This window comes from Pseudomonas sp. P4_D7 (assembly GCF_056401755.1).
This window is the reverse complement of record NZ_JBFUIR010000036.1, coordinates 1-12,500: the sequence shown is the minus strand read 5'-3', so window position 1 is coordinate 12,500 and position 12,500 is coordinate 1. Positions and strand designations below refer to the sequence as shown.

Genomic DNA, 12,500 nt, shown 5'->3' with positions numbered 1-12,500 from the left:
AACGCCTGTAGAAATACGGGGCCATAGCTCAGCTGGGAGAGCGCCTGCCTTGCACGCAGGAGGTCAACGGTTCGATCCCGTTTGGCTCCACCACTACTGCTTCTCTTGTATAAAGCTTAGAAATGAGCATTCCATCAWGATGATGRTGAATGTTGATTTCTAGTCTTTGACTAGTTCGTTCTTTAAAAATTTGGGTATGTGATAGAAAGATAGACTGAACGTTACTTTCACTGGTAACGGATCAGGCTAAGGTAAAATTTGTGAGTTCTCTTARTTGAGAAATTCGAATTTTCGGCGAATGTCGTCTTCACAGTATAACCAGATTGCTTGGGGTTATATGGTCAAGTGAAGAAGCGCATACGGTGGATGCCTTGGCAGTCAGAGGCGATGAAAGACGTGGTAGCCTGCGAAAAGCTTCGGGGAGTCGGCAAACAGACTTTGATCCGGAGATGTCTGAATGGGGGAACCCAGCCATCATAAGATGGTTATCTTGTACTGAATACATAGGTGCAAGAGGCGAACCAGGGGAACTGAAACATCTAAGTACCCTGAGGAAAAGAAATCAACCGAGATTCCCTTAGTAGTGGCGAGCGAACGGGGACTAGCCCTTAAGTGGCTTTGAGATTAGCGGAACGCTCTGGAAAGTGCGGCCATAGTGGGTGATAGCCCTGTACGCGAAAATCTCTTAGTCATGAAATCGAGTAGGACGGAGCACGAGAAACTTTGTCTGAATATGGGGGGACCATCCTCCAAGGCTAAATACTACTGACTGACCGATAGTGAACTAGTACCGTGAGGGAAAGGCGAAAAGAACCCCGGAGAGGGGAGTGAAATAGATCCTGAAACCGTATGCGTACAAGCAGTGGGAGCAGACTTTGTTCTGTGACTGCGTACCTTTTGTATAATGGGTCAGCGACTTATTTTCAGTGGCGAGCTTAACCGAATAGGGGAGGCGTAGCGAAAGCGAGTCTTAATAGGGCGTCTAGTCGCTGGGAATAGACCCGAAACCGGGCGATCTATCCATGGGCAGGTTGAAGGTTGGGTAACACTAACTGGAGGACCGAACCGACTACCGTTGAAAAGTTAGCGGATGACCTGTGGATCGGAGTGAAAGGCTAATCAAGCTCGGAGATAGCTGGTTCTCCTCGAAAGCTATTTAGGTAGCGCCTCATGTATCACTGTAGGGGGTAGAGCACTGTTTCGGCTAGGGGGTCATCCCGACTTACCAAACCGATGCAAACTCCGAATACCTACAAGTGCCGAGCATGGGAGACACACGGCGGGTGCTAACGTCCGTCGTGAAAAGGGAAACAACCCAGACCGTCAGCTAAGGTCCCAAAGTTATGGTTAAGTGGGAAACGATGTGGGAAGGCTTAGACAGCTAGGAGGTTGGCTTAGAAGCAGCCACCCTTTAAAGAAAGCGTAATAGCTCACTAGTCGAGTCGGCCTGCGCGGAAGATGTAACGGGGCTCAAACCATACACCGAAGCTACGGGTATCAYCTTCGGRTGATGCGGTAGAGGAGCGTTCTGTAAGCCTGTGAAGGTGAGTTGAGAAGCTTGCTGGAGGTATCAGAAGTGCGAATGCTGACATGAGTAACGACAATGGGTGTGAAAAACACCCACGCCGAAAGACCAAGGTTTCCTGCGCAACGTTAATCGACGCAGGGTTAGTCGGTCCCTAAGGCGAGGCTGAAAAGCGTAGTCGATGGAAAACAGGTTAATATTCCTGTACTTCTGGTTATTGCGATGGAGGGACGGAGAAGGCTAGGCCAGCTTGGCGTTGGTTGTCCAAGTTTAAGGTGGTAGGCTGAGATCTTAGGTAAATCCGGGATCTTAAGGCCGAGAGCTGATGACGAGTGTTCTTTTAGAACACGAAGTGGTTGATGCCATGCTTCCAAGAAAAGCTTCTAAGCTTCAGGTAACCAGGAACCGTACCCCAAACCGACACAGGTGGTTGGGTAGAGAATACCAAGGCGCTTGAGAGAACTCGGGTGAAGGAACTAGGCAAAATGGCACCGTAACTTCGGGAGAAGGTGCGCCGGTGAGGGTGAAGGACTTGCTCCGTAAGCTCATGCCGGTCGAAGATACCAGGCCGCTGCGACTGTTTATTAAAAACACAGCACTCTGCAAACACGAAAGTGGACGTATAGGGTGTGACGCCTGCCCGGTGCCGGAAGGTTAATTGATGGGGTTAGCTAACGCGAAGCTCTTGATCGAAGCCCCGGTAAACGGCGGCCGTAACTATAACGGTCCTAAGGTAGCGAAATTCCTTGTCGGGTAAGTTCCGACCTGCACGAATGGCGTAACGATGGCGGCGCTGTCTCCACCCGAGACTCAGTGAAATTGAAATCGCTGTGAAGATGCAGTGTATCCGCGGCTAGACGGAAAGACCCCGTGAACCTTTACTATAGCTTTGCACTGGACTTTGAATTTGCTTGTGTAGGATAGGTGGGAGGCTTTGAAGCGTGGACGCCAGTTCGCGTGGAGCCATCCTTGAAATACCACCCTGGCAACTTTGAGGTTCTAACTCAGGTCCGTTATCCGGATCGAGGACAGTGTATGGTGGGTAGTTTGACTGGGGCGGTCTCCTCCTAAAGAGTAACGGAGGAGTACGAAGGTGCGCTCAGACCGGTCGGAAATCGGTCGTAGAGTATAAAGGCAAAAGCGCGCTTGACTGCGAGACAGACACGTCGAGCAGGTACGAAAGTAGGTCTTAGTGATCCGGTGGTTCTGTATGGAAGGGCCATCGCTCAACGGATAAAAGGTACTCCGGGGATAACAGGCTGATACCGCCCAAGAGTTCATATCGACGGCGGTGTTTGGCACCTCGATGTCGGCTCATCACATCCTGGGGCTGAAGCCGGTCCCAAGGGTATGGCTGTTCGCCATTTAAAGTGGTACGCGAGCTGGGTTTAGAACGTCGTGAGACAGTTCGGTCCCTATCTGCCGTGGACGTTTGAGATTTGAGAGGGGCTGCTCCTAGTACGAGAGGACCGGAGTGGACGAACCTCTGGTGTTCCGGTTGTCACGCCAGTGGCATTGCCGGGTAGCTATGTTCGGGAAAGATAACCGCTGAAAGCATCTAAGCGGGAAACTTGCCTCAAGATGAGATCTCACTGGAACCTTGAGTTCCCTGAAGGGCCGTCGAAGACTACGACGTTGATAGGTTGGGTGTGTAAGCGCTGTGAGGCGTTGAGCTAACCAATACTAATTGCCCGTGAGGCTTGACCATATAACACCCAAGCAATTTGCGTCGAAGAGACCAGATTGCGGTGTGTGAAGACGAAACGAACCGAAAGTTCGATGTTCACAAACRCCGAAAGCTGTCACATACCCAATTTGCTGAAGCGAGRCCAYMMGGTCACGAGTCAGTACCCGAATTTCTTGACGACCATAGAGCGTTGGAACCACCTGATCCCATCCCGAACTCAGCAGTGAAACGATGCATCGCCGATGGTAGTGTGGGGTTTCCCCATGTGAGAGTAGGTCATCGTCAAGATTAAATTCCGAAACCCCAATTGCGAAAGCAGTTGGGGTTTTGTTTTGCCCGCAGGAAAGTTCGTACAGCATTCAAGGATGTCGTCCGGCTGTCATACCCTGTCGACAATGCTAAGGTTCTGCCCTGGCTTTTGTACTTCTCCAAGGAAACCCTTATGCCGGACGCCCAGTCCCTCAACGCTGCATTCATGGTGGTCCAGAGCAATAGTCTGGACGAACTGCGCAGCCTTGTGATCAGCATAATGCGGCGCTATCCACTGGCCCCGCTGGAAAACGAAATCGCTCTGGTGCAGAGCAACGGTATTGCCCAGTGGCTCAAATTGGCCTTGGCTGAAGATCCAGAGGACGACGATCTCGGAGGTTGCGGTATTGCTGCCGCGATAGATGTGCAACTGCCGGGCAGTTTCATGTGGCAGCTTTACCGCATGGTATTGGGTCGAGATGAAATTCCTCCCAAATCCCTGCTCGATAAGGCCCCGCTGACCTGGCGCCTTATGCGTCTGCTGCCACAGGTGATTGATCGCCCGCATTTCGAGCCGTTGCAACGCTTCCTTACCCATGACACCGACCTGCGCAAGCGCTATCAATTGTCCGAACGCTTGGCGGATCTGTTCGACCAATATCAGGTGTACCGGGCCGACTGGCTGGAAGACTGGGCCGAAGGCCGGCATCAATTGCGCACGGTCAGAGGTGAAGTAAAACCACTGCCCCCGACCAGTTGCTGGCAGGCAGAACTGTGGCGCGCGCTGCTGGATGACGTAGGCGAACAGGGCATGGCGCAGAGTCGTGCTGGCGTCCATCAACGGTTTCTCGAACGCATCAATAACCTCAACGAAGCACCTGCGGGATTGCCTTCGCGAGTGATCGTTTTCGGGATTTCTTCGCTGCCAGCCCAAGTGCTTGAAGCGCTGGCCGGGCTCGCACGTTTCAGTCAGGTTCTGCTGTGTGTACACAACCCGTGCCGCCACCATTGGGCCGATATCGTCGCCGACAAGGATCTGCTGCGGCATCAATACAAACGGCAATCGCGCAAGACCGGAATGCCAGCAGTGCTGGATCCTGAAACACTGCATCAACACGCCCATCCATTGTTGGCTGCGTGGGGCAAACAGGGCCGGGACTACATCAACCTGCTCGACAGTTATGACGATCCCAATAGCTATCGGGCGGCTTTTCGCGACGGCCGCATAGACCTGTTCAGCGAAACTCAGCCGCACAATCTGCTCAATCAACTACAGGACGATATCCTGGAGTTGCGCCCACTCAATGAAACCCGTGAGCACTGGCCTGCTGTCGATCTGGCACAGGACGAGTCGATCCGCTTTCATATTGCCCACAGCGCTCAACGTGAAGTCGAAATACTGCATGACCAGCTCCTGGCACGATTCAGTGCCAATCCGGATCTGCGTCCGCGCGATGTGATCGTCATGGTGCCTGACGTCGATAGCTATGCCCCGCATATCCGCGCGGTTTTTGGTCAGCTTGACCGGCATGATTCGCGGTTTATCCCCTTCACATTGGCGGACCAGGGACAACGTGGCCGTGATCCACTGCTGATCGCGGTCGAACACCTGCTCAAGCTTCCCGACAGTCGTTTCCCGGTCAGTGAAATTCTCGACCTGCTCGACGTTCCCGCACTCCGCGCTCGCTTTGGTGTAGAAGAGCGCGACCTGCCGACACTGCATCGCTGGATCGAAGGCGCGGGCGTGCGTTGGGGCATGAGTGCCGAGCAGCGAGCGGGTCTGGGTTTACCCGACGAGCTTGAGCAAAACAGTTGGCATTTCGGCCTGCGTCGCATGCTTCTAGGCTACGCCGTCGGCAGTGCCAATGCATGTGAAGGGATTGAACCCTACGATGAGATTGGCGGACTCGACGCCGCACTGATCGGGCCGTTGGTGGCTCTGCTCGATGCGCTGGAACTCGCCCATCAACAGCTCACCCAACCCGCTCAACCCAAGGAGTGGGGATACCGTTTGCAGGCCCTGATGCAACTGTTCTTCAAGGCCAGTAACGAGCATGACGACTACTTGTTGACCCAACTCGAAGAGCTGCGCGAAACCTGGCTGGAAACCTGTGACGCCGTAGGTCTGGCGGATGAGCTACCACTGACCGTGGTTCGTGAAGCATGGCTCGCCGGCCTGGACCAAGGGCGTTTGTCTCAGCGTTTTCTGGCCGGTGCCGTGAATTTTTGTACGCTGATGCCCATGCGTGCCATACCGTTCAAACTGGTCTGCCTGCTGGGAATGAACGACGGCGACTATCCACGCGCACAGCCGCCGCTGGACTTCGACCTCATGGGCAGCGACTACCGTCCGGGAGATCGCTCACGACGTGAAGATGACCGTTATCTTTTGCTTGAGGCGCTTTTGTCGGCGCGCAATCAGCTGTACATCAGTTGGGTGGGACGCAGCATCCGCGACAACAGTGAGCGACCAGCCTCCGTGTTGATTGGCCAACTGCGCGATCACCTCGCCAGCGGTTGGCGATTGCTCGATGAAAACCGCGATCTGCTGAGTGCCATGACGCAAGAGCACCCGCTGCAGCCGTTCAGTGCGCGCTATTTTCATGAGGGCGATCAACTCTTCAGCTATGCCAGCGAATGGCAGGTTCTGCATCAACAGCATGAGTCTCAAAACGAAGCGCAGGTGCTGACGCCTTATGTACAAGATGAGCCGCTGAGCCTGGCGTTGTTGCAGGACTTTTTGCGCAACCCGGTCCGGCACTTTTTTACCCAACGTCTCAAAGTGTATTTCGAAGCGGCCGAAGCCCCCCTGGCCGATGAAGAGCCCTTCGTGCTGGACGCATTGCAGCGTTACACGCTCAGCGACAGCCTGCTCGAAGCTGCTCTCAGGCAACCGGACAATGTCGAACAGGCGCTGACTGCCCAGGCACGACGTCTGCAAAACAGCGGTCTGTTGCCAATGGCGGGTTTTGGCGAGTGCCTGCAACGAGAGCTGATCGAACCTCTGCCGGATCTACTGCAGCGTTATCAGCAACTGCTGACACTGTGGCCGACCCCGTTGAGCAGTGCCACGCCGGTCAACCTTGAATTACAGGGCTTGCGACTCGAAGGCTGGCTCGCCGGTTTGCATCAGCGTGCTGACGGAGGCCTGTTGTCGGTCACGACCATTCCCAACAGCATTGGCTCGATAAAAAGCCGTAAATGGCATCGTCTGATCAAACCCTGGGTCAATCATCTGGTGGCCTGCGCCAGTGGACTTTCCCTGAGCACCGCATTGGTGGCCAGCGATGACACGCTGCTGCTTGAACCGATGGAGCCGGATCGAGCGGTACGTTTCCTCGGCGATTTGCTCCTCGCCTGGCAGGCCGGGATGCGTCAGCCACTGCCGATCGCGGTAAAAACTGCCTTCGCGTGGCTCGCTCAGAGCGACCCGCTGAAGGCCGAAGCGGCCGCGCGTAAAGCCTATGAAGGTGACGGGCAGACCAGCGAAGGCGAGCGCCGCGAGAGCCCTGCGTTGTCACGGCAATTTGCCGATTTTGACGCATTGCTTGCCGAAGAGACGTTCTCCGGTTGGTGTGACGCCTTGTATCGCCCGTTGTTTGAAGCGCCCTGGCGTTCGCTGTCCACCGAAGGGGCTCGCGCATGAGTACCAAGACACCCCTCGCACTGGCATTCCCGCTACAGGGCAGCCAGTTGATCGAAGCCAGTGCCGGTACCGGTAAAACCTTTACCATTTCGGCTTTGTATCTGCGGCTTATCCTCGGGCATGGTGACGAGGCGTGTGGATTCGGCCGAGAATTGTTGCCACCACAGATTCTCGTGGTGACCTTCACCGATGCCGCGACCAAGGAACTGCGCGAACGCATACGCACGCGTCTGGCTGAGGCCGCGCGATTCTTTCGTGACGAAACGCCTGCGCCCGACGCGCTGATCGCCGAATTGCGTGATCAATTCGACTCCCCACAATGGCCCGGTTGCGCCAACCGCCTCGATGTCGCCGCGCAATGGATGGACGAGGCAGCTGTCTCGACGATCCACAGTTGGTGTCAGCGCATGCTGCGTGAGCATGCGTTCGACAGCGGCAGCTTGTTCACCCAATCCCTGGAAACCGATCACAGCGAGTTGCTCGGCGAAGTGCTGCGCGATTACTGGCGGCTGTTCTGTTACCCGATGCAGGGCGATGCCTTGAATTGGGTTCGCAGCAATTGGGGTGGGCCGGCGGCGTTGTTGCCTCGCGTGCGCGGCCTGTTCGCCAGCGAGCGTGACAGCGACGAGGGCAAGGCGCCTGCGGAGCTGATCGATGAATGTCTGCAAGAACGCCGTGCCGCGCTGATCGAGCTGAAAAGGCCATGGCGTCAGTGGGCAGACGAATTGCTCGCCATCTGTCATCAAGGTGTTGCGAGCAAAACTGTCGACGGTCGCAAGATGCAGGCGCGTTACTTCGAACCGTGGTTCGAAAAGCTCAAGGCATGGGCCGAAGATGAGTCCCTGGAACAACTGGATATCGGCACTGGTTTCACCCGACTGACTCCCGACGGGATGGCCGAAGCGTGGAAAGGCCATGCTCCCAGTCACCCCGGCCTGGACGCGATGCCGAAGCTCAAGTCGAGTCTCGATGCATTGCCAACCCCTGATGCCGCAGTGCTGCAACATGCCGCCAAATGGGTAGGCGCGCGCTTTGAAGAAGAGAAGCGGCGTCGCGCCGAGATGGGCTTCGACGACATGTTGTTGCGCCTGGATGCCGCTCTGCAATCCGACGGAGGCGAACGTCTTGCGACGTTGATTCGCGAGCAGTTCCCGGTCGCGCTGATCGATGAGTTTCAGGACACCGACCCGGTGCAGTACCGAATCTTCGAAAGTATCTATCGCATCGAAGACAACAGTCCTGAGACCGGCCTGTTCCTGATTGGTGATCCGAAGCAGGCGATCTACGCTTTCCGTGGTGCAGACATCTATACCTACCTGCGCGCGCGTCAGGCCACCACTGGCCGGCTGCATACGCTGGGCACCAACTTCCGTTCCAGCCACGGCATGGTCAACGCGGTCAATCATGTTTTCGCACGCGCCGAGTCCCGAGAGCAGGGCCGCGGAGCGTTTTTGTTCCGCGAGAAAAACGGCGACAACCCGGTGCCGTTCCTCCCCGTCGAATCTCAAGGTCGCAAGGAACAGCTGCAAGTTGCCGGGCAAGCTGTCGCGGCGTTGAATGTCTGGCTCTTGTCCACCGACCAGCCACTGTCAGGTGCGGTCTATCGTCAGCAGTTGGCGGCAGCGTGCGCCAGCGAAATCACCTCGCTGCTCAATGGTGGGCAAAACGCTAGCGCAGGGTTCATTCAGGACGGCAAAGATTTCAGAGGCCTGAGGCCGTCCGACATCGCGATTCTCGTGCGCGACGGCAAAGAAGCCCAGGCCGTGCGCGGAGAACTCGCCGCCCGTGGCGTTCGCAGCGTTTACCTGTCGGACAAGGATTCGGTATTCGCGGCACAAGAAGCCCACGACCTGTTGTCCTGGCTCAAGGCCTGTGCCGAGCCGGATGTCGAACGCTCCCTGAAAGCGGCATTGGCCTGCATCACCCTGAACCTGCCATTGGCCGAACTGGAACGTCTGAACCAGGACGAACTGGTCTGGGAAACCCGGGTCATGCAGTTCCGTGGCTATCGCGAGCTATGGCGCAAGCAAGGCGTGCTGCCGATGTTGCGCCGCCTGCTGCACGACTTCCATCTGCCGCAAACCTTGATGACGCGCACCGATGGCGAGCGTGTCCTGACCAACCTTTTGCACCTGTCGGAATTGATGCAGCAAGCAGCAGCGGAGCTGGACGGTGAACAAGCGCTGATTCGCCATCTGGCTGAACTGCTGGCAGTGTCTGGCCAGGCCGGCGAAGAGCAGATTCTGCGTCTGGAAAGTGATGAGCAATTGGTCAAGGTCGTGACCATCCACAAGTCCAAAGGCCTGGAATATCCATTGGTGTTCTTGCCGTTCATTTGTTCGGCAAAACCCGTGGATGGCAGTCGCCTGCCACTGCATTACCACGATGCAGAGGGCAAGGCTCAGATGAGTTTGAAACCAACTGCCGAGTTGGTAGCGCAAGCGGACGATGAGCGTCTGGCCGAAGACTTGCGCTTGCTCTACGTTGCGTTGACTCGCGCACAACATGCCTGCTGGTTGGGCGTGACGGATCTCAAACGGGGCAATAACAACAGCTCGGTGCTGCACCTCTCGGCGCTGGGTTATCTGCTTGGTGGTGGCGCATCGCTTGGCGAGTCCAGCGAACTGAAACGCTGGCTGCAAGATCTGCAACAGGATTGCCCGGCTATCCATATCGATGAAATGCCCCAACCCACTGACGAGCATTACCAGCCGCCACACAATGACGCCGTGCTGAGTGCCACACTGTTGCCCAAGCGCAAGGCCAGCGAAAACTGGTGGATCGCCTCCTACAGCGCTCTGCGCATCAGCGACGTGTTGAGTGGCGGCAGCGATGAAGCACCGGACAGCCCGCAAGCGCAAAAGCTGTTTGATGACGAACGCCTCGACCCCGATGCTCCACGGGAAATCATTGCCGGCGGTGCCGATATTCACCGCTTTCCGCGCGGTCCCAATCCCGGAACGTTTCTCCACGGTTTGCTGGAATGGGCCGGAGATGACGGCTTTGCCGTTTCCCGCGAGGCGCTGGAGGATGCGATTGCCCGACGCTGCAACCTGCGCGGTTGGGAGGGTTGGATCACCACCTTGAGTGACTGGTTGCAGCATTTGCTCAAATCGCCACTGCCGATTGCCGGCGGGCAGCCACCGGTTGTACTCGAACAACTGAAGCAGTATCGGGTCGAGATGGAGTTCTGGTTCGCCAGCCATAAAGTCGATGTAGTCAAACTCGACGAACTGGTGCGTCAGCATACGCATCGGGGCGTGGCCCGCGTGGCAGCCGAACCGGTGCAACTCAACGGCATGTTCAAAGGCTTCATCGACCTGACCTTTGAACACGATGGCCGTTATTACGTGGCGGACTACAAATCCAACTGGCTAGGTGTGGATGATCAGGCCTACACCGAGCAGGCCATGGAACAGTCAATCCTCGACAACCGCTATGACCTGCAATACGTGTTGTACCTGCTGGCGTTGCATCGCCAGCTCAAGGCGCGGCTGCCTGATTACGATTACGACCGACATGTCGGCGGCGCGTTGTATCTGTTCCTGCGTGGCACGCGTGCTGACAGTCGTGGTGTGTATTTCGCCCGTCCACCCCGTGAACTGATCGAGCGTCTCGACCGTATGTTTCAAGGAAAACCTGAACCCAAGTCCGAACCCGCCTGGGAACAGGGAGTCCTGCTATGAGCCGCACCTTTGCCGATTTGCTCCCCACGCCGTTGGCAGCCGACAGCCTGTCGAGGCTTTCGCCGCTGACTCGCGCCGATGACCTGTTGATATTGCTGACTCGTTGGGTCGAGCGTGGCTGGCTGCGTGCGCTGGACAAAGCGTTCGTCGCGTTCCTGCACGAACTTGAGCGCGACACCGATCCGCTGGTGCTGCTGGCTGCCGCCCTGACCAGCCATCAACTGGGCCACGGTCATGTCTGTCTTGATCTGTACGAAACCCTGAAGGCTCCTGACTTCGCGCTGTCGCTGCCCCCCGAAGGCGACGTGCAAGGCGGTGTGCTGTTGCTGCCGTCGCAATTGCTTGAGGCGCTCGACGGTGCTCACTGGTGCAAGGTTTTGGCCGGCAGCTCTTTGGTCGCGCTGGCGGCGGATACCAGTGATTTCGCACAGCAACGCCCGCTGGTATTGTCGGGCAAACGTCTGTATCTGCGACGCTACTGGACCTACGAACGGCGCATTGATACGGCGTTGCGCGAGCGCCTGCAGCAAGTCGAAGCAACACCGGACGATCTGCCGCAGCGCTTGAACGAACTGTTCGGATCAGCGAGAACGGGTGAGGTGATCGACTGGCAGAAACTCGCCTGCGCCATTGCGACTCGTGGTGCCTTCAGCATCGTCACCGGGGGGCCGGGGACCGGCAAAACCACTACGGTCGTGCGTTTGCTGGCCCTGCTGCAAGCACCCGCAGTCGCTACCGGTCATCCGCTGCGGATTCGTCTGGCGGCACCGACAGGCAAGGCCGCGGCGCGGTTGACCGAGTCCATCAGCCAGCAGGTGCAGTCGCTGAAAGTTACCGAAGAGGTGCGGGCGAAGATTCCTTGTGACGTTACCACCGTGCATCGCCTGCTGGGCAGCCGTCCCGGCACCCGCCATTTCCGCCACCACGCCGGCAATCGCTTGCCACTGGATGTGCTGGTGGTCGACGAAGCCTCGATGATCGACCTGGAAATGATGGCCAATCTGCTCGATGCCTTGCCACCCCATGCACGCCTGGTTCTGTTGGGCGACAAGGACCAACTGGCCTCTGTGGAGGCCGGCGCTGTACTGGGGGATTTGTGCCGTGACGCCGAGGGTGGCTGGTACAGCCCGCAGACCCGACAGTGGCTGGAGTCGGTCAGCGGTGAGTCGTTGCAGGGCAGCGGCTTGCATGAAGACGTCGAAGGCGCTCACCCGCTGGCGCAGCAGGTGGTCATGCTGCGTCACTCCCGGCGCTTCGGCGAGGGCAGCGGGATCGGTCAGCTCGCGCGTCGGGTCAATCAACAGTTGCCGGATGAAGCGCGTCAGTTGCTCACCGCCGGACACTATGACGACGTGTATTCGTTGCCGCTCAAGGGCGAACAGGATCACAAGCTGGAGCGCCTGCTGCTGGAAGGGCACGGCGACGGCCCGCAGGGTTACCGCCATTATCTGAGTGTGCTGCGTGACCAGCGCCCACCCTCGGCTCGGCCCCTCGAACATCCGGACTGGGTCGTTTGGGCCCGCGAAGTCTTGCAAGCTTTCGACACTTTCCAGTTGCTGTGCGCCGTGCGCAAAGGGCCATGGGGCGTCGAAGGTCTGAATCAGCGCATCACCGCCGCATTGCTCAAAGCACGTCTGATTGAAAACGATCAGCAATGGTACGAAGGCCGTCCGGTTCTGATGACTCGCAACGATTACGGTCTGGGCT

The 12,500-nt window shown here is 57.2% G+C and carries 3 protein-coding genes, 1 tRNA gene and 2 rRNA genes; all 6 read left to right on the top strand.

Annotated elements, in window-relative coordinates; all coding sequences use genetic code 11:
* Positions 1 to 17: 17 nt before the first annotated feature.
* A tRNA-Ala gene (locus tag AC1DVF_RS20815) sits at positions 18 to 93 on the top strand.
* 246 nt (positions 94 to 339) lie between these two features.
* A 23S ribosomal RNA gene (locus tag AC1DVF_RS20810) occupies positions 340 to 3,233 on the top strand.
* A gap of 151 nt (positions 3,234 to 3,384) precedes the next feature.
* Positions 3,385 to 3,500: ribosomal RNA gene (gene rrf, locus AC1DVF_RS20805) — 5S ribosomal RNA — on the top strand.
* 154 nt (positions 3,501 to 3,654) lie between these two features.
* On the top strand, positions 3,655 to 7,107 hold the full coding sequence (gene recC / locus AC1DVF_RS20800) for an exodeoxyribonuclease V subunit gamma (protein WP_093442400.1): 3,453 nt from the start codon (positions 3,655 to 3,657) through the stop codon (positions 7,105 to 7,107).
* Positions 7,104 to 10,793 (top strand): exodeoxyribonuclease V subunit beta, encoded by a 3,690-nt coding sequence (recB, locus tag AC1DVF_RS20795; RefSeq protein ID WP_460089791.1) that lies wholly within the window; start codon positions 7,104 to 7,106, stop codon positions 10,791 to 10,793. Before recC ends, recB begins: the two co-directional genes overlap by 4 nt.
* Positions 10,790 to 12,500, top strand: a 1,711-nt coding sequence (gene recD, locus AC1DVF_RS20790) for an exodeoxyribonuclease V subunit alpha (protein ID WP_477783076.1), incomplete at its 3' end; no start/stop codon positions are given. The genes recB and recD, both read left to right, overlap by 4 nt.

What these genes read in the sequence shown, in the direction of transcription:
- recC (WP_093442400.1), top strand. Translation starts at nt 3,655, where the DNA reads ATGCCGGACGCCCAGTCCCTCAACGCTGCATTCATGGTGGTCCAGAGC.
- recB (WP_460089791.1), top strand. Translation starts at nt 7,104, where the DNA reads ATGAGTACCAAGACACCCCTCGCACTGGCATTCCCGCTACAGGGCAGC.